16 protein-coding genes are annotated in these 22,973 nt (G+C 69.3%); 5 read left to right on the top strand and 11 right to left on the bottom strand.

The window, feature by feature from the left end:
• Positions 1 to 87: 87 nt before the first annotated feature.
• Positions 88 to 1,893 (bottom strand): GMC family oxidoreductase, encoded by a 1,806-nt coding sequence (locus K7G19_RS13745; RefSeq protein ID WP_226107728.1) that lies wholly within the window; start codon positions 1,891 to 1,893, stop codon positions 88 to 90.
• Between the two features lie 154 nt (positions 1,894 to 2,047).
• On the opposite strand from K7G19_RS13745, the gene K7G19_RS13740 reads away from it, so the two are divergent.
• On the top strand, positions 2,048 to 2,905 hold the full coding sequence (locus K7G19_RS13740) for an IclR family transcriptional regulator (RefSeq protein WP_226107727.1): 858 nt from the start codon (positions 2,048 to 2,050) through the stop codon (positions 2,903 to 2,905).
• Between the two features lie 103 nt (positions 2,906 to 3,008).
• Here K7G19_RS13740 and K7G19_RS13735 read toward each other — a convergent pair whose 3' ends face one another.
• From K7G19_RS13735 to K7G19_RS13720, 4 genes are all read right to left on the bottom strand, one after another.
• Positions 3,009 to 4,103 carry a hybrid sensor histidine kinase/response regulator gene (locus K7G19_RS13735; RefSeq protein ID WP_150081970.1) on the bottom strand — a complete coding sequence of 365 codons (1,095 nt, stop codon included), beginning with the start codon at positions 4,101 to 4,103 and terminating at the stop codon, positions 3,009 to 3,011.
• 9 nt (positions 4,104 to 4,112) lie between these two features.
• On the bottom strand, positions 4,113 to 4,781 hold the full coding sequence (locus tag K7G19_RS13730; RefSeq protein ID WP_149317550.1) for a chemotaxis protein CheB: 669 nt from the start codon (positions 4,779 to 4,781) through the stop codon (positions 4,113 to 4,115).
• A gap of 125 nt (positions 4,782 to 4,906) precedes the next feature.
• Complete coding sequence (locus K7G19_RS13725; RefSeq protein WP_226107726.1) at positions 4,907 to 5,752, bottom strand: protein-glutamate O-methyltransferase CheR; 846 nt, start codon at positions 5,750 to 5,752, stop codon at positions 4,907 to 4,909.
• Between the two features lie 29 nt (positions 5,753 to 5,781).
• Positions 5,782 to 9,063 carry a response regulator gene (locus tag K7G19_RS13720; RefSeq protein WP_226107725.1) on the bottom strand — a complete coding sequence of 1,094 codons (3,282 nt, stop codon included), beginning with the start codon at positions 9,061 to 9,063 and terminating at the stop codon, positions 5,782 to 5,784.
• A 298-nt stretch (positions 9,064 to 9,361) separates the two neighbouring features.
• Here K7G19_RS13720 and K7G19_RS13715 point away from each other — a divergent pair, with 298 nt between their 5' ends.
• Positions 9,362 to 10,324: a DUF808 domain-containing protein gene (locus tag K7G19_RS13715; RefSeq protein ID WP_149317553.1), complete on the top strand. Its 963-nt coding sequence runs from the start codon at positions 9,362 to 9,364 to the stop codon at positions 10,322 to 10,324.
• A 569-nt stretch (positions 10,325 to 10,893) separates the two neighbouring features.
• On the opposite strand, the gene K7G19_RS13705 is transcribed toward K7G19_RS13715, so the two are convergent.
• Positions 10,894 to 11,541 (bottom strand): DNA-3-methyladenine glycosylase I, encoded by a 648-nt coding sequence (locus K7G19_RS13705; protein WP_226108150.1) that lies wholly within the window; start codon positions 11,539 to 11,541, stop codon positions 10,894 to 10,896.
• A 325-nt stretch (positions 11,542 to 11,866) separates the two neighbouring features.
• Here K7G19_RS13705 and K7G19_RS13700 point away from each other — a divergent pair, with 325 nt between their 5' ends.
• The gene (locus K7G19_RS13700; protein ID WP_226107724.1) at positions 11,867 to 12,811 is read left to right on the top strand and encodes a class III extradiol ring-cleavage dioxygenase; all 945 of its coding nucleotides are present in this window, start codon (positions 11,867 to 11,869) and stop codon (positions 12,809 to 12,811) included.
• A gap of 16 nt (positions 12,812 to 12,827) precedes the next feature.
• Here K7G19_RS13700 and K7G19_RS13695 read toward each other — a convergent pair whose 3' ends face one another.
• From K7G19_RS13695 to K7G19_RS13685, 3 genes are all read right to left on the bottom strand, one after another.
• Positions 12,828 to 14,153, bottom strand: coding sequence for an MFS transporter (locus K7G19_RS13695; RefSeq protein ID WP_226107723.1), 1,326 nt, complete (start codon positions 14,151 to 14,153; stop codon positions 12,828 to 12,830).
• 286 nt (positions 14,154 to 14,439) lie between these two features.
• A complete protein-coding gene (locus tag K7G19_RS13690; protein WP_149317556.1) occupies positions 14,440 to 14,853 on the bottom strand; it encodes a VOC family protein in 414 nt (137 codons plus the stop codon).
• 18 nt (positions 14,854 to 14,871) lie between these two features.
• Positions 14,872 to 15,219, bottom strand: coding sequence for a GFA family protein (locus K7G19_RS13685; protein ID WP_149317557.1), 348 nt, complete (start codon positions 15,217 to 15,219; stop codon positions 14,872 to 14,874).
• 252 nt (positions 15,220 to 15,471) lie between these two features.
• Between K7G19_RS13685 and K7G19_RS13680 the strand changes: the two genes are divergently transcribed.
• Complete coding sequence (locus K7G19_RS13680; RefSeq protein WP_226107722.1) at positions 15,472 to 16,086, top strand: HD domain-containing protein; 615 nt, start codon at positions 15,472 to 15,474, stop codon at positions 16,084 to 16,086.
• Positions 16,087 to 16,173: 87 nt separating this feature from the next.
• On the opposite strand, the gene K7G19_RS13675 is transcribed toward K7G19_RS13680, so the two are convergent.
• Positions 16,174 to 19,767, bottom strand: a complete 3,594-nt coding sequence (locus tag K7G19_RS13675) for an indolepyruvate ferredoxin oxidoreductase family protein (protein WP_150081964.1) — start codon at positions 19,765 to 19,767, stop codon at positions 16,174 to 16,176.
• A gap of 312 nt (positions 19,768 to 20,079) precedes the next feature.
• On the opposite strand from K7G19_RS13675, the gene K7G19_RS13670 reads away from it, so the two are divergent.
• A complete protein-coding gene (locus K7G19_RS13670; RefSeq protein WP_226107721.1) occupies positions 20,080 to 21,603 on the top strand; it encodes an NYN domain-containing protein in 1,524 nt (507 codons plus the stop codon).
• Between the two features lie 105 nt (positions 21,604 to 21,708).
• Here K7G19_RS13670 and gspF read toward each other — a convergent pair whose 3' ends face one another.
• The gene (gene gspF / locus K7G19_RS13665; RefSeq protein ID WP_150081958.1) at positions 21,709 to 22,929 is read right to left on the bottom strand and encodes a type II secretion system inner membrane protein GspF; all 1,221 of its coding nucleotides are present in this window, start codon (positions 22,927 to 22,929) and stop codon (positions 21,709 to 21,711) included.
• Positions 22,930 to 22,973 lie beyond the last annotated feature (44 nt).

Raw genomic sequence — 22,973 nt, 5'->3', positions numbered from 1 at the left:
CGCTGCTGGGCTCGGCCGTGGGTGGCGCAGCGAACCGAGCCCGGGTTCGCTGCCGCTATGCGTTGGCGGGGCGATGGCGGGCCGGGGTCAGACCGGCTCGGTGATGCCGCGCTCGGGTTGGTGAGGGGCCTGGTGCCGGGCCTGGTGCTCGCCTTGGCCCTCGGTATCGCGCTCGGTTTGGTGCTCGGTCTCGCGTGCGGTTTGTCGCTCGGTCTCGCGCTCGGTCTCGCGTTCATCCTGAACCGGCCCTACCGCCCCCGCGCCGACGATCTCGCCGACCGTCTCCGCGCGCGCATCCTCGCGAATGAAGTCCGCTGCGCGCTCGGCCATCATCACGACCGGCACATTGGTATTGCCCGACACCAGCGTCGGCATCACCGAGCAATCGACCACGCGCAGGCCCGCCACGCCATGCACGCGCAGCCGCTCGTCGACCACCGCGAACGGATCGCTGGCCGGCCCCATCTTGGCGGTGCCCGACGGATGGAAGATGGTGGCGCCGTATTCGCGGCAGAAATGCAGGATCTCGTCGTCCGACTGCACCGCGTCGCCGGGCCGGAACTCGGCCTGCATCAGCGAGCGCATCGGCTCGGTCTGTGCCACGCGGCGGGCGAAGCGGACCGAGGCGATCGCGCTGCGCCGGTCCAGCTCGGCCGAGAGATAGTTCGGCTGCATCGACGGCGGCGTGAACGGATCGGTCGAGCGGATCCGCACCGTGCCGCGCGACTCCGGCCGCAACTGGCAGACCGAATACGTGCAGCCCGAGAACGGATGGACCTGGCCGCCCGCCATGTCGGCCGACAACGTGGCGAAGTGAAACTGCGTATCGGGCGTCGCGCTCTCCTGCGGCAGCACGCGGCAGAACATCGCGCCCTGGTTGATGCCGATCGCCAGCGGTCCCTGCCGCCACAGCAGCCATTCCAGCCCCATGCGGGCCTTGCCGAACAGCGAGCGCAACTGGTCGTTGGTGGTGATCGGCCGCGCCACCTGGTAGATCAGCCGGATCTGCAGATGGTCCTGCAGGTTCTCGCCAACGCCGGGCAGCGCGTACACCACCGGCACACCGAACTCGCGCAGCAGGCTCGCCGGTCCGATCCCGGACAGCTGCAGCAGCTGCGGCGACTGCAGCGCGCCGGCGCACAGCAGCACTTCGCGGCGCGCGCGGAGCACGTGCTGGCGGCCGTTCTGCATATAGCGCACGCCCACCGCGCGCCGCCCTTCGAACAGGATCGCGGTCGTATGCGCGCCGGTCTCGATGCGCAGATTGGGACGCGACTGCGCCGGCCGCAGATAGGCCACCGCGGTCGAGCAGCGCCAGCCCTTGCGCGTGGTCAGCTGGTAGTAGCCGACGCCTTCCTGGTCGCCGGTATTGAAATCGGCCTTGCGCGGCAGGCCGAGCGCTTCGCCGGCCTCGATGAAGGCATCGACCAACGGATGACGCCGATCGATCGAGGTCGCGTTCAGCGGTCCATCGGTGCCGCGCGTCGGGCCGGGGCCGAGGTCGTTGTTCTCGAGCTTGCGGAAGTAGGGCAGGCAGTCGTCCCAGCTCCAGCCGCGATTGCCGAGCGCGGCCCAGTGGTCGTAGTCCTCGCGCTGCCCGCGCACGTAGATCAGGCCGTTGATGGCGCTGCTGCCGCCCAGCGTGCGGCCGCGCGGCCAGTAGATGCGCCGGTTCAGCATGTTGGGGTCGGGGTCGGTATGGAAGCCCCAGTTGACCTCCTTGTGAAACATCGTCTTGCCGTAGCCGATGGGGATATGGATCCACGGATAGCGGTCCGGCGGTCCGGCCTCGAGCAGGCACACCGCGTGGCGGCCGTCCTCGCTGAGCCGGTTGGCCAGCACGCAGCCGGCCGAGCCGGCGCCCACCACGATGTAGTCAACGGTTTGCGACATCGTCGCTGTCTCCTGATCGGGTGTTGCGGGCAGGGTTTGTCCGGGGCGCATTGGCCGCGGGTCCTGTCAGCAACGTTCTTATAATGGAACGACTTGTCCCGATTTTATTTGCCGACCCGGGAATGAAAAGGTAATACGCGTGGAGGCGCGGAAAGTGAAACAGAACGTGCAAATTCCGTTTCAGAATCGCAGTGCAGCAGAGAGTCCGGCAGACCCGCGTGTGACCGACGAGGACGCGCGCAGCCTGCGCGTGCTGATGGTGCTCGATGCGCTCGCCCGCGCCCAGCATCCGCAGACCCTCGCGCAACTGTCGCAGCGCCTGCACGTGCCGAAGACCACGCTGATGCGCCTGCTGGCGGCGATGGAGAGCGCCGGGTTCGTACTGCAGATGCCGGCCGAACGCGGCTTCGTGCCGGGACCGCGGGCGGCGGGGCTGGCGCTGCAGACGTTGCGCAGTCCGCCGGTGCTGCGCGAATGCCGCGCAATCCTGGGCCGGCTGGTGGCGGCCCTGGGCGAGACCTGCAATCGGACCGCGCTGGACGGCGATCGCGTGCTCTACGTCGAACGCGTCGAAACGCACGAGCCGCTGCGGCTGCAACTGTCGCCGGGCATCCATGTGCCGCTGCATTGCACCGCCAGCGGCAAGCTGTTCCTGTCGGCGATGAGCCGGCTGGAGCGGCAGCAGACGCTGCAGCGTCTGGTGCTGACGCGCAATACGCCGCGCACGCTGGCTGACCTGTCGCTGCTGGAGGCCGAGCTCGATCGGCTCGGCGCGCGCGGCATCGGTGTCGACAACGAGGAATTCGTGCGCGGCATGACCGCGGTGGCGGTGCCGGTGCGCGAGCTGGGGCCGGAGGCCAACGGTACGGCGGCGGCCAACGCGCGCCCGGTGCTGGCGGCGATCGCCTGCCACGCGCCGACCGCGCGCGTGCCGCTGGAAGGGCTGCTGCGCGCGGTGCCGGTGCTGCAGGAGGCGGCGCAGCAGATGGCGCGGGTATTACGGACCGAATGACCAGCGCCCAATGACGCGCGCGCCGAATGAACAGTGCGCAGAGGACCAGCGTCACGGGAGCAGGGTACCCGACGACGGGCGCCCCCAAACGACCAGCGAACGGCTACACACCCCCCTGCCGCGGCACCCACACCGTGAAGGTCGTTCCCGTCCCCTCGCGCGAAACGACTTCGATATCGCCGCCATGCAGCATCGCCAGCTCGCGCGCGATATGCAGGCCCAGCCCCAGCCCCTCGGATTCGGTGGCCGAGCGCCCCGAGCGGAAGGCGTCGAACAGATGCGGCAGCAGGTCAGGCGGGATCGCGCCGCCGTTGCTGACCGCCACCGTCACGCGCTCGTCCGTGCCCTCGACACGCACGCGCACCGGCACTGCCGGGTCGCCATGCTGCAGCGCGTTGCCGATCAGGTTGGCCAGCACCTGCGACAGCAGCCCGGGGTCCACCGTCGCCACCGTATCGCCGAAACGTTCCAGCAGCAGCCGGCCCTTGCCGTGCCGGCTCTCGTGTTCGTCGACGATCGCCGCGCACAGCGCATGCAGGTCCTCGCGCTGCACCGCGGGCTGCATGCGGCCGCCGTGCAGCCGTGCGACGTCGAGCAGCTGATCGACCATCCGCACCATGCGCGTGCCGCTGCGGCGGATGCGCTCGACCGCGGGCGCGGTTTTCTGGTCGTGGCAGAAGCGCTCGAGGAACGAGGTCGAAGCCAGGATCGCCGACAGCGGCGTGCGCAGGTCGTGCGCCAGCACCGCCATCAGCATCTCGTTGGCCTTCAGCAGCCGCTGCGTGGTGGCGAGCTGCTCGGCCAGCTGCTGCTTCTGCCGGGCCAGCTGCACGAACACATCGACCTTGGCGGCGAGGATGTTGGCGTCCAGCGGCTTGTAGAGGAAATCGACCGCGCCGGTCGCATAGCCCTTGAACGTGCGCTGGCTGTCGTAGCCGGCCGCGGTCAGGAACAGGATCGGGATATGGTTGGTTCGGGTGCTGCCGCGCATCAGCTCGGCCAGCTCGAAGCCGTCCATGCCCGGCATGTGCACGTCGAGGATGGCCAGGCCGAACTCGTGCTGCAGCAGCAGGTCCAGCGCCTGCGGGCCGGAGTTGGCGTGCACCAGTTCGACATCGGGTCGCGCCAGCACCGCATCGAGCGCGGTCAGATTGCTGGCGATGTCGTCGACGGTCAGGATCTTGATGGGATCGGACATGGCAAGGTTTCAGTGGACGGCGCGCCGCAGCCGGCTGCCGATCGCTTCCAGGGTCAGCACCTCGTCGACCGCGCCGCGCGCGATCGCCTCGGCCGGCATGGTCTCGGCCGACGCGGTGTCCGGGGCCTGCACCCAGGTTCGTCCGCCGCAGTGGCGGATGGTCTCGAGCCCGCGCGCGCCGTCGTCGTTGGCGCCGCTGAGCAGGATGCCGAGCAGCGCCTCGCGCCAGGCATGCGCGGCAGACTCGAACAGCACGTCGATCGACGGGCGCGAGAAGCGCTCGGGCGGATCGACCGACAGCGCGAAATGCACGCCTTCGGCGCGCTCGCTGCCGAGATTTCCAACGGGAGTACCGACGTGACTGCCGGAGTAAGCGCCACCGTGGCGGCTGTCGCGCTCGACCAGCAGGTGATAGTCGGGCGGCGCCAGGTACAGGTGGCCGTGCCGCACCGGCATCTTGTCCTCGGCCTCGCAGACCGGCAGCGCGCAGCGCAGCGAGAACAGCTGCGGCAGCAGGCTCGGTGTATCCGGCCGCAGATGCAGCACCACGATCAGCGCCGGACGGAAGGCCGCCGGCAGCATCGGCAGCAGCACGTTCAGCGCCTCGATGCCGCCGGCCGAGCCGCCGATGACGACGGCGTCGGGCGCGGGGGACGGGTTGGCGATGGAGGCGTTCATGCGGCGATAAGTCGTGTCAATGCGGTGGAGTCAATGCGTCGATGTCAATGCGTCGATGTCAATGCGGTGATGTTGATATGGCGATGTCGATAGAGCGATGTCGATGCGGCGATGCCGGCGCGACTTCACCGCTTGCGATACAACCGGTCCGACGGCATCACCGCCTCGAACGCCTCGGCGTGCGCGCTGAACTGCAGCGTTTCCTTGCTGCCCAGCCCCAGAAAACCGTGGCGCACCAGCGCGTCGCGGAACAGCCCGAGCGCGCGGTCCTGCAGCGCGCGGTCGAAGTAGATCAGCACGTTGCGGCACGAGATCAGCTGCGCTTCCTGGAACACGCTGTCGGTCGCCAGGCTGTGGTCGGCAAACACCGCGCGCGAGACCAGGCCGGCATCGAACTTGGCCTTGCCATAGGCGGCGTGATAGTAGTCGCCCAGCGAATGCCGGCCGCCCGCGGCGAGGTAATTGCGGCCGAAGCCGCGCAGCCGGCCGGCGTCGTAGACCCCGGCGCGCGCTTCGGCCAGCGCCGCCGGGTTGATGTCCGTCGCATAGAAGGTGGTGCGCTCGTGCAGGCCCTCCTCGGCAAACAGGATCGCCAGCGACCACAGCTCCTCGCCGGTGCTGCAGCCGGCGACCCACACCGTGATCGACGGATAGGTCTTGAGCACGGGCGCCACATGTTCGCGGATCGCGCGGAAGTAGGAGGGATCGCGGAACATCTCGCTGACCTGCACCGTCAGGTACTGGAACAGCCGCCCGAACAGCGCGGGATCGCGCAGCATGCGGTCCTGCAACTGCGACAGCGTGTCGAGCCGCAGGTCGCGCAGCGCCTGCGACAGCCGGCGCCGCAGCGACGCGCGCGAATAGCCGCGGAAATCGTGCTGGTACTTGCGGAAGATGCCCTCGAGCAGCAATTCGAGCTCGATCTCGAAGTCGTCGGCGGGCACGGCCGCGAAGGCGTCGTCGGCCGGCATGGGGCCGGTCGAAGGGCGGACGGGAGGGGTCAGCGCGCGTGCAGCCATACCCGGCACAGCGAAAGCAGCTTGTCGATATCGATCGGCTTGGCGATGTAGTCGTTGGCCCCGGCCAGCAGGCAGGCCTCGCGATCGGACGACATCGCCTTGGCGGTCAGCGCGATGATCGGCAATTGCGCGTGGCGGCCATCCTGGCGGATATGCCGCATCGCGGTGAGTCCGTCCATCTCCGGCATCATGATGTCCATCAGCACCAGGTCGATATCGTCGCGGCCGTCGAGAATTTCAAGGGCCTGGCGGCCGTTGCGCGCGATCTCGACCTGCGCGCCGAGCGGTTCGATGACCTTGGACAGCGCGAAGATATTGCGCGCGTCGTCCTCCACCAGCAGCAGCCGGCGGCCCTCGAAGGCATCGTCGCGGCTGCGTACCGCGCGCAGCATGCGCTGGTGTTCCGGTGGCAGCGCCGATTCGACGCTGTGCAGGAACAGCGTGACCTCGTCGAGCAGCCGCTCGGGCGAGCGCGCGCCCTTGATGATGATCGACTTGGAATGGCGGCGCAGCTGCTGCTCGTCCTCGGCCGACAGCTGACGGCCCGTGTAGACGATCACCGGCGGCATCGAATACGAGGCATCGGCCGCCATCTGCTCGAGCAGGTCGTGGCCCGAGCCGTCCGGCAGCGCCAGGTCCATCACCACGCAATCGAAGCGGCGTTCCGACAGCCGCGCCAGCGCCGCCGACACGGTGTCGGCGGTAACGATGTCGATGTCGGCCGATTGCAGCAGCGCGCGGATGCTCTCGCGCAGCGTGGCATCGTCCTCGACCACCAGCACCGTGCGCATGCCGCCTCGCGCCATGCGCGCTTCCAGTTCGCGGATCACGCTGGCGAGGTCGTCGCGGCCGCTCGGCTTGAGCGTGTAGCCGATCGCGCCGCGGTGCAGCGCCGCCTCGGCATGGTCGCTGATCGACACCAGGTGGGTCGGGATATGCCGCGTGGCCGGGTCGCGCTTGAGCCAGTCGAGCAGCGTCAGCCCCGAATGGTCGGGCAGCGCGACATCGAGCAGGATGCCGCAGGGCTGGTATTCGCGCGCCAGCTCCAGCCCCTGCTGCGCGGTGGTCGCGTGCAGGCAGTCAAAGTCGAGTTCGTGCGCCAGGTCGTAGAGGATCCGCGCGAAGGCGACGTCGTCCTCGATGACCAGGATCAGGCGGTTGCCGCGCGAGCGCCGGTCGCGGTCGTCGTCGATCGGCGCCGGGCCGAGCATGGTGTGCAGCGGCGGCGCGCTGATCGTGATCGGAGACGCGCTCTGCGCCGTGGGCGTGGTGTGCGACATCTGCGCCGTGTGCCCTTGTCTTGCGCCGGCGGCATGCGTCGGCGCGGACATCGCGGCGACCGCCTCGGGCACCGGCGCGGGTTGCGGCGAGGTCAGCGCCTCGGTCACGTCGATGCCGCCTTCGGCCGCGACCTGGGCCGCCGCTTCGAGCACCGCCGCCGGGGCAGGGGGGACCGACGAGACGGCCGCGGCCGGCGCGGCCGGTCCGATGAATTCCAGCGGCAGCGTCAGCGTGAAGGTGCTGCCGGCCCCTGGTTCGCTGTCGACCGTCAGCGTGCCGTTGAGCAGTTGCGCCAGCTGGCGCGAGATCGACAGGCCCAGGCCCGTGCCGCCATAGCGCCGGCTGGTGGTGCCGTCGGCCTGCTGGAAGGCCTCGAAGATGATGGCCTGCTTGTCGCGCGCAATGCCGATGCCGGTATCGCGCACGGCGAAGCGCATGGCGTCGTGGCCATCGCGCGTGACCGACAGCGTCACCTCGCCGCGCTCGGTGAACTTGAAGGCGTTGGACAGCAGGTTGCGCAGGATCTGCTGCAGCCGCACGTTGTCGGTCACCAGCGTCGCGGGCAGGTCCGGCGCGCGCTCGATGCGGAACTGCACCGACTTCTGCGCGGCGATCGGCGCGAAGCCTTGCGCGAGGCCGCCGACCAACGCCTCGATGTCGACCGGCTCGGGCTGCACCGTCAGATGGCCGGCCTCGATCTTGGACAGGTCGAGGATGTCGTTGATCAGGTTCAGCAGGTCGGTATTGGCCGAATGGATGGTGGCGGCATAGCGCACCTGCTCGGGCGTCATGTTGCCTTCCTTGTTGTCCTGCAGCAGCTTGGCCAGGATCAGCGCGCTGTTGAGCGGGGTGCGCAGCTCGTGCGACATGTTGGCCAGGAACTCGGACTTGTACTGGTTGGCGCGCTCCAGCGCCCGCGCGCCGGCGGCCAGCTCGGCCTGGTATTGCAGCAGGTCGCGCTTCTGCGCCTCCAGCAGCTGGGTGTGTTCCTCCAGCTGGACGTTGCTCTGCTCGAGCTCGGCCTGCTGCGTCTCGAGCCGCGCCTGCGACTCCATCAGCGCGCGTCCGCGTTCCTCCAGTTCTTCGTTGGAAACGCGCAGCTCCTCCTGCTGGACCTGCAGTTCCTCGGCCTGGCGCTGGGTCTGAGCCAGCAGCGTCTCCAGACGCGCGCGATAGGCGGAGGCGGTCAGCGCCACGCCGGCCGCCTCGGCAACGCGCCCGATCAGTTCGACGGCATCGTCCAGCTTCGGCTGCGCGCTGGCGAAGGCCAGCTCCACCACGCCGACCACATGGCCGTCCGAGGTCAGCGGCGCGGCCAGCACCGCCTGCGGCACGTCGCGCCCCAGCGCCGAGCCGATGCGCAGATAGTGCGAGGACAGCCCGCGCGCCAGCAGCGGCCGGTTCTCGCTGGCGGCTTGTCCGGCCAGCGTCTCGCCGAGCGCCAGGTTCTCCGGCGTGTCCGCCGGCGCGGCCCAGCCCGCCAGCCGCTTCAGGCTGGCGTCCTCGAGCCGGTAGACCACGCCGGCCTGGGCCTGCACCAGCGGCACCAGCGCGCGCAGCAGCGCGGTGCCGACCTCGGCCGGCGTATCGAGTCCGCGGGTCTGCTGGACCACGCGTACCTGGCCCTCCTGCAGCCAGACGAAGCGGCGCATCTGCAGCTGGCTGGCGATATAGCGGTAGATCGCCGCGGCGAGGAACCACATCACCACGGTGCCGCAGAGGCGGTTGATCAGGCCGATGGTCGGATCGCCCCCGCCCGGCGAGAAGATATAGCCGGCCGCCATCAGCAGGGTCGCCCCGGCGGCCGTCCATAGCGGCATCATCGGCCGGTCGACGAACACGCACAGGCAGATCGGCAGCAGATAGAAGATCCACTCGGCGACGCCGAGCGGGGTCAGCAGGTCCGCGACAAGAAGCGCCGCAAGCAGCAGGGGAATGACGAGCGTACGCAGCAGATCGCTGCGCGCAAGGGTTTGGGGCATGGGCGACCGGGTGGAATTGGGGAGAGGCGGGGCGCCGGCGCAACAGCCGCCCGGTGCCTGCGCATGACGCCCCATGCTACAGATCCAAGTGACGTAAAAAAATCAGACAAAATCCGACATGCCCGCCATGCTGGAAGCGGGAGCGGCTATGGCAGTATGGCGCGATGGCGGCGCCACTCGCGGTCCCGGCCGCGGCCCGCGGCGCCTTGCCGATTCTCCAACACCACAGGAGCCCGAACCATGCCGAGTTTCGATCGCCGTACCGTTGCAGGCCAGCTGCCGCAGGGAGGCCGCTGAGATGGCCGGTGCCAGCCTGCTTGCGCTGCTCGACGATATTTCGACGATCCTCGACGACGTCGCCACGATGAGCAAGGTCGCCGCGCGCAAGACCGCGGGCGTGCTCGGCGACGACCTCGCGCTGAACGCGCAGCAGGTGACCGGCCTGAAGGCCGAGCGCGAGCTGCCGGTGGTGTGGGCGGTGGCGCTGGGTTCGCTGCGCAACAAGGTGATCCTGGTCCCGGCGGCGCTTGCCATCAGCGCCTTCGCGCCGTGGGCCGTGACGCCGCTGCTGATGATCGGCGGCGCCTTCCTGTGCTACGAGGGCTTCGAGAAGCTCGCCCACCGCTACCTGCCCGGCCACGCCGAACCGACCGAGCGCGCCCGGGAGGCGGTCGAGCGCGCCGCGCTGCGGCAGGCGGCGGCCAATCCCGCGGTCGACCTGGTCGCGCTGGAGAAGGAAAAGATCAAGGGCGCGGTGCGCACCGACTTCATCCTGTCCGCCGAGATCATCGTGATCTCGCTCGGCACGGTCGCCAACGCGCCGTTCGGCACGCGGCTGGCGGTGCTGACCGCGATCTCGCTGCTGATGACGGTGGGGGTCTACGGGCTGGTGGCGGGCATCGTCAAGCTCGACGATGCCGGGCTCTATCTGAGCGGCCGCGGCAACGGCTTCGCGCGCCGCATCGGCGATGGCCTGCTGCGGCTGGCGCCGATCCTGATGAAGACGCTGTCGGTGGCCGGCACGATCGCGATGTTCCTGGTCGGCGGCGGCATCCTCGTTCACGGCCTGCCGTGGGCGCACCATCTGGAAGAGACCGCCGCGCAATGGCTTGCGGCCATCCCCGGCGTCGGACCCTTCCTGTCCTGGCTGGGGCCGCTGCTGATCAATCTGGTCGGCGGCGTGATCGCCGGCGCCATCGTGCTGGCCGGCGTGATGCTGGTGCAGCGCGGCCGGCGGGCGTTGCGGCCGAGTTCGCACTGACCCGCGCAAGGCGTTTTCACGGCGCCCTGGGGATAACTCCGGGGACAACCCTGTGCCCGTCCTGTGTGCCGCACGAGGGACAAGCGCTGGGCAGCCTGTGGGGCGCCTGTGGACCGCGGACGAACAAGTCCGGCGCGCTCCGAACCCGTTTCCGCGAGGGCATCGGGTTATCCCGTATACGTCGGGTTTTCCCCTAAGCCTTATACAGTCCGCCAGCCCTTGTGCAGCAAGGGCCCGGCGGCCTTATCCACTGTGGAGGGCGCCGTTTACCTACTACTACTATCTACGTATACGTAAACAATCTTTAAAGACCATGGGGCACCGTTGCGCGGAGCGGCGGCTGGATGTGCGTTTACGTACGTAGGGCCGCCAAGCACGTTTGGGCACGTTCGGCAGGTTGGAGACGCCATGCACCTTGGGATGCCCATGCGTCCCAGGCACGCAGGCCGTCCGCCCCAACCGCGCCGACCGTCCCAACGGCCCCCAACGGCCCCAACGGCCCCAACGGCCCCAACGGCCCCAACGGCCCCAACGGCCCAACGGCCCCAATCGCCCCCACCGCGGTCCCGCTACCGCGGCACCTTGAACGCCGCCCGTTTACGTTGCGCTTCCTCGCGCGCCCAGCATCCCTGCTGGTGGTCGTTGACCATGCCCATCGCCTGCATCAGCGCATACATCGTGGTTGGCCCCACGAAGCGCCAGCCACGTTTCTTCAGGTCCCTGGACAGCGCCGTGGCTTCCGGGCAGGTCGTCATCGTGCGCAGTACCTCCGGCGTCAGCACGGCAGGCCGGCTCTTCGGGTCGGGCTCGTAGCGCCACAGATAGGCGGCCAGCGAGGACTCGGTCTCCAGCAGTTCGAGCGCGCGCTGGGCGTTGTTGATCGCCGCCTCGATCTTGCCGCGGTGGCGCACGATGCCGGCATCGCCCAGCAGCCGCTCGATGTCTCGCTCGCCGAAGCGGGCCACCTTCTCGACGTCGAAGTTGGCGAATGCCTTGCGGAAGGCCTCGCGCTTGCGCAGGATCGTCAGCCAGCTCAGGCCGGCCTGGAAGCCCTCGAGGCACAGCTTCTCGAACAGGCGGCGGTCGTCGTCGACCGGATAGCCCCACTCGTTGTCGTGATAGTGGCAATAGTCCTCGAGCGTGCCGCACCAGCCGCAGCGCACCAGCGGCGTGTCGGGCGCCGGTGCGGCCTGCTTGGGTCGGGTGGTGGCGGGCATGGTGGTCATCGTGTCTCCGTTGTCTCGATTGGGGCCGGTGGGGCAGGGTTGGGGCCGGTTTGGGCCACGTTGGGCCGGGTTGAGCCAAGTGGGGCCGGGTTGAGCCAAGTGGGGCTGGGTGGGGCCAGGTTGGGACGAGGTCGCGACCCCGCAAGCAAGCCGCCATGTTAGTGCGAGTTCGCCGCCGCTTGCAGGGGACAACGCCGCAACGCTGAATTTCAAAATATTTGACCGAGGCGTCCGCAACGCTTGACGCCGCGACGGTGGGGATTTGTCAAACTAGGCCCGTATTCCCCGCATCCACGCTGTCGAAGAAAGGATCCCCATGTTGCCCGCGCTCTATGTCTCCCACGGTTCGCCGATGCTGGCGATCGAACCCGGCCCGGTGGGCCCGGCGTTCGATGCGCTGGGCGAGCGGCTGCGCGCCTTGCAGCCGCGCGCGGTGCTGGTGATCTCGGCGCACTGGATCTACAGCACGCTGGCCGTGACCACGGCCGAGCGCCAGCAGGCCTGGCACGACTTCGGCGGCTTCCCGCCGGAGCTCTATGCGCTGCGCTACGACGCGCCAGGTTCGCCGGCGCTGGCCGGGCGCGTCAAGGCGCTGGTCGAGGCCGCCGGCATCCCGGGGGCCGGGTTTGTCGCGCTGGACGATGCCAGGCCGCTCGACCACGGCGCCTGGCTGCCGCTGCGGTATTTCTTCCCTGATGCCGACGTGCCGGTGGTGCAGCTGGCGCTGAATCCCTACCTGGACCCGGCCGTGCAGATCGAGATCGGCCGCGCGCTGGCGCCGCTGCGCGACGAGGGCGTGCTGGTGGTTGGCTCGGGCAGCTTCACGCATAACCTGCGCGAAGTGTTCGGCGGGGAACGGCCCGTGCAGCACGGCGGCGCGACCGAGCCCTATGTCGAGGCGTTTCGCGGCTGGATGGCCGGCGCGCTGGACGAGGCGCTGCGCACCGGCGATACCGCGCGCATTTCGCGTTATCGCAGCGAGGCGCCGCATGCGCGCCGGGCCCATCCGACCGACGAGCATCTGCTGCCGTTCTTCGTCGCGCTGGGGGCGGCGCTAGGCCCCGCGGCGGGAACCGCCGGCGCGCCTGTGCCGGCCAAGGCGGCCGAGGTGGCAGAGACGGCAGAGACGGCAGAGGTGGCACAGGTCGCCAAGGTCGCCGGGGCCGCCAAGGTCGCGCGTGCGACCGATGCGGTCACCTACGGCGTACTGGCGATGGATACCTTCGTCTTCGAAGGCATGGGCGTGGCCGCCGCGGCGTGAGTCCGGCGGGGTACAGCTAGGCGGCCGCCGGCGGCGCCCCCAGCATGCCGCGCCGGCGCAGCGCATAGGCGAAGGCGCCGAGCGCCGCGATGGCCAGCACCACCATCACCCAAAGCATCAGCCAATAGCCGCCGGCCGCCGTCCACATCAGCGCGCCGAGCCACGGCGCGATCGCCTGCATCAACAGCACCGGCGTCATCATCAGCCCGTTCAGCGTCGCATAGTGGTGCCGCGAGATCAGCTCGGGCATCGCCATCGCACGCAGCATCGTGTTGATGCCGTTGGCGCAGCCGTAGAGCACCGCCGCCAGCATCAGCCATTTGCCGTGGCCCAGCGCCAGCGTCAGCAGGCCGAGGCTCATCACCAGATAGACCGGCATCGCGATCCGCACCGGCTGGCGCGACGGCATGCGTGCCATCGCCAGGCGGCCGATGACCTGCGCCGGGCCGATCAGCGCCGCCACCATCAGCTGCTCGCCGACCGGCAGGCCCTTTTCGTTGAGCATCGGAATCAGGTGCGCGCCCAGCAGCGAGGCCACCACCGCCAGCGCGGTGAAGGCCAGCACCACCGCCCAGAACACCGGATCGCGCAGCGCCAGCGTGGCGATGCCCGGGGAGCCGCCGCCCAGCGGCGCGACCGGCTGCACGCTGGCATAGGTCGGATGCGGCGTGAAGCGCAGCCGCGCATGCAGCGGCGCGCAGACCAGCAGGTTCAGCGCGGCGAAGATCAGCAGCGTGCCGCGCCAGCCGATATGCAACACCAGCCATTGCGCCAGCGGAATGAAAATGGTGCTGGCGAAGCCCGCCACCAGCGTCACGATGACGATCGACTTCTGGTAGCCGTCGCCATAGGCCTGGCGCAGCACGACGAAGGCCGGCTCGTACAGCGTGGTCGCCATGGCCAGGCCCAGCGGCACCCACATCAGCAGGAACAGCGTCGGGTTCGGCGTCCAGGCCCACAGCATCAGTCCCAATCCCGCCAGCACCGAGCCGGTGCCCATCACCCACCGCGCCGGCGCCCGATCGAGCAGCCGGCCGACGGCGAACGAGCACAGCGCCCAGACCAGCAGGCCGAGCGAATAACCGCCCGCCAGGAAGGGCTTGCCGTAGCCGAGCGTGCGGCTCATCGGCTCGATGAAGACGGTGAAGGCGAAGTACAGCGTGCCCCAGGAAATGGTTTCGGTCAGACCGAGTACCCAGGCCAGATGGCGGGGCGGTTCGGACCAGGGGGCGGATTGGGACTGTGGTTCGGTGGGGCCGGCGGCGTCGCTGTCGGCCGCCATGCCGGGGGCGGAGCCGGCGGTGTCGGGGCGGGGACCGGAAGAGAGGTCGGGTGTCGTCATGGCATGCGCCGGGAAGGCCGGCGCCGTGGCCGCCGATGCGATGCCGGCGGCGCATGGTTTGGGGAATCCCGATTGTAGCGGCGGCTCGCCGCCGCGTGCGCGGGGCGTTGCGCGGCGGCATCGCGCGCTCACCGGGCTTCGTGCCTTCCCCACGTATTCACACTTCCCGCGGGGCGTTGGGCCTTCCCCGGCCCTTCGCACTTCCCCCGGGGCTTTGGGCCTTCCCCGAGCTTTCGCGCTTTCCCGGAGCCGTCCTCCGGGCCTTCGCCCCTTCCCCCTGCCGGGCCTACACCCTGGCGTCGGGCGGTCCCTTCAGCTCGACCACATTCCCATCGGGATCGCGCAGGTAGATCGACGGCCCCGTGCCTTCGGCGCCGTAGCGCGATTCGACCGGCCCCGCCTCGACGCCGTGCGCGCGCAGATGGGCGGCGATGGCCTGCGCATCGAAGGGCTCGACGCGCAGGCAGAAGTGGTCCAGATTGCGGCCCTCCGGACCCGGTCCCGCGCCGCCCGCCTTGCCGAGCGGGCCGTCGAGCGTGACCAGATCGATCAGGCTCGCGCCGGCGCGCAGCTGCGTCAGCCCCAGCTTCGGCTGCTCGCGCTCGAGCGTGCAGCCCAGCACGTCCACGTAGAAGCGCAGCAGCGCGGGCACGTCGGCGCTGCGCAGCACCAGATGATCGATACCCCGGATCGACAGCATGGCGTCGGCTTGGCGGCGTTACAGGCGCCGCCCGTCGAACGGGATGACCTTCAGCTTGTCCAGGTCGATCCCCTCCAGGCAGCGCGCATTGACGGCCGCCGTCGGCTGGCCTTTCGGATCGATGGCTTCGCCGAACGGCCCGCAGCCGCACACCGGGCAGAAATGGTGGGCGATCTTCATGGTGTGGAAGCGGTAGGTCGAGTAGTCGGACTCGGGCGTCTTCAGGTGGAACCGGTCGCGCGGCACGAACCACAGCAGATGGCCGCGCCGCTGGCAGATCGAGCAATTGCACGACAGCACGGCCTCGATCTCGCCCTCGACCTCGAATGCAATGCGGCCGCAGTGGCAGCTGCCCTGGTATGGCATGGTGTTCTCCTCGGTTCGGTGAAAGGGTGCCGCCGGTGCTCCAGGGGGATGGCTTCGGCGCCTTGGCTTCGGCGGCTTCGCTTCGGCGACTTCGCTTCAGCGGGTCGGTTTCGGCGGGTTGGCTTCAGACTGGGGTTTGCTTCAGTATCCTGCCGGCGACTGTCGGTATCCTGACAGTGTAGCGGCATCAACCGGTGTCACAATGCCGCAATCCCCAGAGCGCATCAGCGCCGACCCCACCAGGAGACCACCATGAGCGAATCCCACCCCGCGCCGCGTGCGCGCTTCAGCCATATGGAACAGGGCACCCGCGAGGACTGGGCCGCGATCTCGGCCGAGTTCATGCCCTATGCCGCGGCGCTGCCAGACCGCGTGCTGGCCCATCTGCGGCTGCTCGACGGCGACTGCGGCGGCTTTCCGGTCGACCGGCTGACCCACAGCCTGCAGACCGCCACGCTGGCCCACCGCGACGGCCGCGACGAGGAATACGTGGTCTGCGCGCTGCTGCACGATATCGGCGACACGCTGGGCAGCTACAACCATCCCGACATCGCCGCGGCGATCCTGAAGCCCTTCGTCAGCGCCGAGAACTTGTGGATGGTGGAAAAGCACGGCGTATTCCAGGGCTATTACTTCTTCCATCACCTGGGTCTGGACCGCAACCTGCGCGAGCAATTCCGTAGCCAGCCCGAGCTGTTCGAGCGTACCGCCGAGTTCTGCGCGAAGTACGACGCGGCGGCCTTCATGACCGACTACGACACGCTGCCGCTGTCGTTCTTCGAGCCGATGGTACGGCGCGTGTTCGCGCAGCCGAAGAACTCGATGTATGTGAAGAAGGGCGAGGACAAGCTGGCGCAGGTGGAGTAGGGCGGCAAGCTGACTCGGAGAATCGGCGCCCCTCTCCCGCTGTGCGGGAGAGGGGAGCACATCGCAGGCGAGATCAGCCTTTCAAACTCACGCCGCCTGCTGCCCCGCCTGCGGATTCCTGAACTGCGCCAGCAGCGTCTGCCAGCGCGAGCGCGCCGCCTTCAGGTTGTTGGCCTTGACGTGGCCGAAGCCGCGGATGTCGTCCGGCAGATTGGCCAGCGCCACCGCGGTGCCGTGGTTGGCGGCATTGAGTCCCGCCACCAGTTCGTCGAGCAGCGCCCGGTATTCGCCGATCAGCGCGCGCTCGGTGCGGCGTTCCTCGGTCTTGCCGAACACGTCCAGCGGACCGCCGCGCAGTCCCTTCAGTCTCGCCAGCAGCTTGAAGATCGTCATCGTAGACGGGCCGAAGCGGCGCTTGATCAGGCGGCCCTGCTCGTCGTGCTTGGCGATCATCGGCGGCGCCAGCCAGAAGTTCAGCTGGTAGTCGCGGCCCGGCTCGCCCTCGAACTGGTTGCGCAGCTTGTCGAGGAAGACCGGATCGGTATAGAGCCGCGCGACCTCGTACTCGTCCTTGTAGGCCATCAGCTTGGCGAGGTTGCGCGCTACCGCCTCGGTCAGCGGCAGCGGCTTGCCGCTGCCCACCAGCGCGCTCTCGGCCGCGCGCACGCGGTTGACCGCGTCGCGATAGGTCTGCGCATAGGCGGCGTCCTGGTACGCGGTCAGGTGCTCGGCGCGATGGGCGATCAGCTTCTCCAGCAGCGCCCCCGACGAGGTCGGCAGCTTGACCACGTCGGCGCCCTCGGCGGTGCGCTTGAGCTCGCCGGTCAGCGACAGCACATGCTCGGGGTCATGCGCCATATGGCGGCCCCATTCGAACGCGGCCTTGTTCTTGTCGACCGACACGCCGTTCAGTTCGATCGCTCGCACCATCGCGTCCAGCGACAGCGGCACCCAGCCCTTCTGCCACGCATAGCCGAGCACCAGCGGGTTGGTGTAGATCGCGTCGCCGAGCAGCGCCACCGCCAGCGCGCTGGCATTGATGAAGTCGCATTGCTCGCCGACCGCGTTGCGCACGTCCTGCTCGGCCGACAGCCCGGGGAACTGCCACTTCGGATTGCGGATGAACTCGGCGGTCGGGGTTTGCGCGGTATTGACGATCGCGCGCGTGCGGCCCGCCTGCGCCTTGGACAGGACCTCGTCGGTGGCCGACACGATCGCGTCGCAGCCGATCACCAGGTCGGCCTCGCCCATCGCGATGCGCGTGGCGTGGATATCCTCCGGCCGCGCGGCGATCTGCACGTGCGACAGCACCGCGCCGCCCTTCTGCGCCAGGCCCGCCATGTCGAGCACGGTGACACCCTTCTGCTCCAGGTGGGCCGCCATGCCGAGCAGGCCGCCGATGGTCACCACGCCGGTGCCGCCGACGCCGGTCACCAGCACGCCGTACGGCCGCTGCAGCGCGGGCAGCGCCGGCTGCGGCAGCGGCGGCAGGTTCGCCATCGACACGCCGTGCGCCTCGGGCTTGCGCAGCTGCGCGCCTTCGGCGGTCACGAAGCTGGGGCAGAAGCCGTTCAGGCAGGAGAAGTCCTTGTTGCAGGACGACTGGTTGATCTTGCGCTTGGTGCCGAGCTCGGTTTCCAGCGGCTCGACCGACAGGCAGTTGGACTTGACCGAGCAGTCGCCGCAGCCTTCGCACACCGTGTCGTTGATGAAGACGCGGCGCGCCGGATCGGGGAAGCTGCCGCGCTTGCGGCGGCGGCGCTTCTCGGTGGCGCAGGTCTGGTCGTAGATCAGGATGGTGCAGCCCGGCACCTCGCGCAGTTCGCGCTGGATGCGGTCCAGCTCGTCGCGATGGTGAACCGTGACGCCCTGCGGCAGCTTGATCGCGCCGCTGTATTTCTCGGGCTCGTCGGTGACGATGTCGATCCGCTTGGCGCCCTCGGCGGCGACCTGGAAGGCGATGTCCTGCACCGACAGCTGGCCGTCGACCGGCTGGCCGCCGGTCATCGCGACCGCATCGTTGTACAGGATCTTGTAGGTGATATTGACGCCGGCCGCGATCGACGCGCGGATGGCGAGCAGGCCCGAATGGAAGTAGGTGCCGTCGCCGAGGTTGGCGAACACGTGCTTGTCGCCGGCGAACGGCGCCTGCCCGATCCACGCCACGCCTTCGCCGCCCATCTGGCTGAAGGTGCTGGTGCTGCGGTCCATCCAGACCGTCATGTAGTGGCAGCCGATGCCGGCCAGCGCGCGCGAACCCTCGGGCACGTTGGTCGAGGTGTTGTGCGGGCAGCCGGAGCAGAACCACGGCTTGCGCTCGGCGGCCACGCGCGGTGTGGCCAGCGCGCGCTCCTTGGCCTCGATCACCGCGATGCGCGCGGCGATGCGGGCGCGCACGTCGCTGGGCAGGTCGAACTTGTCCAGGCGCGTGGCGATCGCCTTGGCGATGATCGCCGGCGACAGCTCGTAGTGCGCCGGCAGCAGCCAGTTGCTCTGCGGGATCGACCATTCGCCGCCGGCATTGTCCTTCTCGTCGAACTTGCCGTAGACCTTGGGCCGGACGTCGTCGCGCCAGTTGTACAGCTCTTCCTTCAGCGCGTACTCCATGATCTGGCGCTTTTCCTCGACCACCAGGATTTCCTGCAGGCCCTCGGCGAAGGCGCGCGCGCCCTGCGCTTCCAGCGGCCAGACGCAGCCGACCTTGTACAGCCGGATGCCGATGCGTTCGCAGGTCTCCTTGTCCAGGCCCAGGTCGGTCAGCGCCTGGCGCGTATCGAGGTAGGCCTTGCCGCCGGTCATGATGCCGAAGCGCGCGTGCGGCGAATCGATTTCGATGCGGTCGATGCGGTTGGCGCGCACATAGGCCAGCGCCGCGTACCACTTGTAGTCGAGCAGCCGCGCTTCCTGTTCCAGCGGCGGATCGGGCCAGCGGATATTGAGACCGCCCGGCGGCATCGCGAAGTCCTGCGGCAGCGCGATCTGCACGCGGTGCGGATCGAGTTCGACGGAGGCCGACGATTCGACCACGTCGGTGACGCACTTCATCGCCACCCACAGGCCCGAGTAGCGGCTCATGGCCCAGCCATGCAGCCCGTAGTCGAGATATTCCTGCACGTTGGCCGGGAACAGCACCGGCAGCCCGCAGGCCTTGAAGATGTGTTCGGACTGATGTGCCAGGGTCGAGGACTTGGCCGAGTGGTCGTCGCCCGCGAGCACCAGCACGCCGCCGTGTTTCGACGAGCCGGCCGAGTTCGCATGCTTGAAGACGTCGCCGGTGCGGTCCACGCCCGGGCCCTTGCCGTACCACATGCCGAACACGCCGTCGTACTTGGCGCCCGGGTACATGTTGACCTGCTGCGAGCCCCACACCGCGGTCGCGGCCAGGTCCTCGTTCAGGCCCGGCTGGAACACGATGTTGTGGCCGGCCAGGTGCGACTTGGCCTTCCACAGCGCCTGGTCCAGCGCGCCGAGCGGCGAGCCGCGATAGCCCGAGATGAAGCCGGCGGTATTGAGGCCGGCGGCGCGGTCGCGTTCCTGCTGCAGCATCGGCAGACGAACCAGCGCCTGCGTGCCGCTGATGTAGATGCGGCCGCGTTCGAGCGTATATTTGTCGTCCAGGGTAACGTTTGCGAGCGCGCGACGGATGGCGTCGCTGACCGGGGCGGTCAGGGGGGCATTCATATGTGCTCCTCTTCGGGCATGTTGTCGGGATCGCCGACACACTTCAGTGGTGGGCAGCCGCGCAGGCCTCTTGTGAAGGCGGAAGCGACCGTGTCTCTGCCCGGCATGGTAGCACCGGCGGCGTTGACACGGCACCCTGCGGCGCAGCATCCCGGGCCCCTTCCGGCTCGGCGATTTCCCGAATGGACAAGCCCTGGCGTGTACACTGCACTGCATCCAAGCCCGGCAGCGGGCGGCGTCCAAGGGATGCCGCCCGGGCCGCGGTGGTGCAACCCCCCCACTGCTGGAGCGAGCGCTCCCCCAGGACAACCGATGAATACCAATCCCCGCCAGGGCACCGCGACCCTGGCCGTTCTGATCGACGCCGACAATGCCGCTCCCGGCATCGTCGAAGGCCTGCTGGCCGAAGTGGCCAAGTACGGCGTGGCCGCCGTCAAGCGCATCTATGGCGACTGGACCAAGCCCAATCTGGCCGGCTGGAAGGAGTGCCTGCTGTCGCATTCGATCCAGCCGATCCAGCAGTTCCGCTATACGGTGGGCAAGAATGCCACCGACAGCGCGATGATCATCGACGCGATGGACCTGCTGTACTCCGGCCGTTTCGACGGCTTCTGCATTGTCTCCAGCGACAGCGATTTCACGCGGCTGGCCTCGCGCATCCGCGAGCAGGGCCTGACGGTCTATGGCTTCGGCGAACGCAAGACGCCCAAGCCCTTCGTCACCGCCTGCGACAAGTTCATCTACTCGGACCTGCTGCGCGGCGACGTCGGCAGCGACGAAACCGACGAGGCCAGCGCGCCGGCCCGCCGCCGCAGCGGCGGCGAGCTGCGGCAGGACACGCGACTGGTGCGGCTGCTGCAGTCGGCCGCGCAGGCGGTGTCCGACGAGGAAGGCTGGACCACGCTCGGCAGCATGGGCACCCACATCGCCAAGCAGGCGCCCGAGTTCGATTCGCGCAACTACGGCTACGGCAAGCTGTCGGAGCTGGTCGCCGCGACCGGCCTGTTCGAGGTCGAGACCCGCAACGGCGGCAACAACAAGACCATCTGGGTCCGGCTCAAGCGGCGCGGCGAACAGCGCGGTGGCGAGCAGCGTGGTACCGAACAGCGTGGTACCGAACAGCGTGGCGGTGAGCAGCGTGGCGGTGAGCAGCGTGGCGGTGAGCAGCGTGGCGGTGAGCAGCGCGGCGGCGAGCAGCGGGGTGCCGAGCAGCGCGGTACCGAACAACGAGGTGTTGAGCAGCGCGGTAGTGAGCAGCCAGGTGGTGAACAGCGCGGAAGCGAGCAGCGGGGCGACAGACAGGACCACGCGGGGCAGGGTGGCCAGCGTCAAGGCGGTCAGGGCCAGGGTGGCCAGGGGCGGGGCGGTCAGCGCGGACGCGGCAACGCGGCTCCGGCACCGGCACCGGAACCGGCACCGGAACCGGCAGAAGCGGTGCCGGCCGTCAGCGAACCCGTGCCTGCGCCCGAGCCGGTGCAGTTCGACGAGCCGGCGGTAGCCGCCGCCGCGGCCGAGCAGCCTGGCCATGGCGCCCATGGCAATCCCGAACCCGCCGCGCCGCCGCGCTCCTCGCGCGGCCGCCGCGCCTCGCGCCGTCCGGACGTGAAGCTCAGCGACACGCCATGGCCGATCGACAGCACGGTGTTTGCGGCACCGGCCGCGGCGAGCGAAGCGCTGGAGGTGCCGGGCGCGGAAGCGCCGGCGATGGCGGAGCCGGAAGAACCGGTGGAAACCGCCGAAGCGGTGCAGGCCGCCGAGGCCGCGCCGCCGGCACGCAAGCGCCGCAGCCCGGCTCCGCGCAAGCGCACGGCGAAGAAGACGGCGGCAGCGGAATAAGCAGTTCGGGGGCGAGCGCCGCTTGCCCTCTCCCCGGCCCTCTCCCGCGGACCTCTCCCGCGGACCTCTCCCTTCAGGTGGATCGGGAGACGGGGTTGCCCCGCGCTACCGCACCAGCTGATTGATCTCGATGATCGGCATCAGCACCGCCAGCACGATCAGCAGCACCACCACGCCCATCGTCAGGATCAGCAGCGGTTCGAGCAGGCTGGTCAGGAACAGCGTGCGCCGTTCCAGCTCCTGCGCCTCGCCCTGCGCGGCGCGCTCCAGCATCGTCGGCAGATTGCCGGTGGCCTCGCCCGAGCGGATCAGGTGCACCAGCACCGGCGGGAACTGGTTCTGCGCGGCCAGCGCGCGGGCCAGCGACGAGCCCTCGCGCACGCGTGTGGTGGCGTCCTCGACGTTGGCGCGCAGCGCCTCGTTGCCCAGCGTTTCTCCGGCCGCCTGCAGGCTGCGCAGGATCGGCACGCCGGCCGACACCAGGATCGCCAGCGTGCTGGCAAAGCGCGCGGTGTTGTAGCCGCGGATCAGCTTGCCGGCCAGCGGCGCGGTCAGCAGCCAGCGATGCCATTCGAGCCGCACGCCCGGCTGGCGCAGCAGCGCGCGGATCGCCATCACCGCCAGCGCCAGCACGATCAGCGCGGCCCACCACCATTGCCGCACGAAGTCCGACAGCGCCAGCATCACCACCGTCAGCATCGGCAGCTTCTGCTTGGTGTTGGCGAACACGCTGACGACCTGCGGCACCACGTACGACAGCAGGAAGATCACGATCGCGAACGCCACCACCGTGACGATGGCCGGATAGGTGAAGGCCAGCCGGATCTTGGCGGTCAGCGTGTTGCGGGTCTCGATATAGCCGGCCAGCCGTTCCAGCACCAGGCCCAGATGGCCCGAGTGTTCGCCGGCCGAGACCAGCGCGCGATAGATATCGGGAAAGTCGCGCGGATGCTGCATCAGCGCGACCGACAGCGAACTGCCGCCCATGACCTCGGCGCGCACGCCGGCCAGCAGCTCGTGCACATAGGCGCGCTCGGCCTGGTCGGCCAGCGCCGCCAGCGCCTCGTCCAGCGGCAGGCCGGCGACGATCAGGCTGGCGAGCTGCCGCGTGAACAGCGCCAGCTCCTGCGTCGACAGCCGGCGGCCGAAGCCCACCGCGCTGCCGCCACGCGCGGCCTGCGCCGCGCTGCCGAGCGCGTCGACGGTCAGCGGGGTCAGCCCGCGGGTGCGCAGATGCGTGCGGGCCTGCTTCGGGCTGTCGGCCTCGATCACGCCGCGGTCGGTCTTGCCGGCGGCGTCGACGGCTTCGTAGCGATAGGCTGGCATGGCTCAGGTCACGGGGCTCGGTGGCGCGGAGTCCGGCACGGAAC

It is taken from the genome of Cupriavidus sp. DB3, from assembly GCF_020418465.1.
GTDB lineage: Bacteria > Pseudomonadota > Gammaproteobacteria > Burkholderiales > Burkholderiaceae > Cupriavidus > Cupriavidus cauae.
This window is presented reverse-complemented; position numbering and strand designations above follow the sequence as displayed.

What these genes read in the sequence shown, in the direction of transcription:
- K7G19_RS13745 (WP_226107728.1), bottom strand. Translation starts at nt 1,893, where the DNA reads ATGTCGCAAACCGTTGACTACATCGTGGTGGGCGCCGGCTCGGCCGGC.
- K7G19_RS13735 (WP_150081970.1), bottom strand. Translation starts at nt 4,103, where the DNA reads ATGTCCGATCCCATCAAGATCCTGACCGTCGACGACATCGCCAGCAAT.
- K7G19_RS13730 (WP_149317550.1), bottom strand. Translation starts at nt 4,781, where the DNA reads ATGAACGCCTCCATCGCCAACCCGTCCCCCGCGCCCGACGCCGTCGTC.
- K7G19_RS13725 (WP_226107726.1), bottom strand. Translation starts at nt 5,752, where the DNA reads ATGCCGGCCGACGACGCCTTCGCGGCCGTGCCCGCCGACGACTTCGAG.
- K7G19_RS13720 (WP_226107725.1), bottom strand. Translation starts at nt 9,063, where the DNA reads ATGCCCCAAACCCTTGCGCGCAGCGATCTGCTGCGTACGCTCGTCATT.
- K7G19_RS13715 (WP_149317553.1), top strand. Translation starts at nt 9,362, where the DNA reads ATGGCCGGTGCCAGCCTGCTTGCGCTGCTCGACGATATTTCGACGATC.
- K7G19_RS13705 (WP_226108150.1), bottom strand. Translation starts at nt 11,541, where the DNA reads ATGCCCGCCACCACCCGACCCAAGCAGGCCGCACCGGCGCCCGACACG.
- K7G19_RS13700 (WP_226107724.1), top strand. Translation starts at nt 11,867, where the DNA reads ATGTTGCCCGCGCTCTATGTCTCCCACGGTTCGCCGATGCTGGCGATC.
- K7G19_RS13695 (WP_226107723.1), bottom strand. Translation starts at nt 14,153, where the DNA reads ATGACGACACCCGACCTCTCTTCCGGTCCCCGCCCCGACACCGCCGGC.
- K7G19_RS13690 (WP_149317556.1), bottom strand. Translation starts at nt 14,853, where the DNA reads ATGCTGTCGATCCGGGGTATCGATCATCTGGTGCTGCGCAGCGCCGAC.
- K7G19_RS13685 (WP_149317557.1), bottom strand. Translation starts at nt 15,219, where the DNA reads ATGCCATACCAGGGCAGCTGCCACTGCGGCCGCATTGCATTCGAGGTC.
- K7G19_RS13680 (WP_226107722.1), top strand. Translation starts at nt 15,472, where the DNA reads ATGAGCGAATCCCACCCCGCGCCGCGTGCGCGCTTCAGCCATATGGAA.
- K7G19_RS13675 (WP_150081964.1), bottom strand. Translation starts at nt 19,767, where the DNA reads ATGAATGCCCCCCTGACCGCCCCGGTCAGCGACGCCATCCGTCGCGCG.
- K7G19_RS13670 (WP_226107721.1), top strand. Translation starts at nt 20,080, where the DNA reads ATGAATACCAATCCCCGCCAGGGCACCGCGACCCTGGCCGTTCTGATC.
- gspF (WP_150081958.1), bottom strand. Translation starts at nt 22,929, where the DNA reads ATGCCAGCCTATCGCTACGAAGCCGTCGACGCCGCCGGCAAGACCGAC.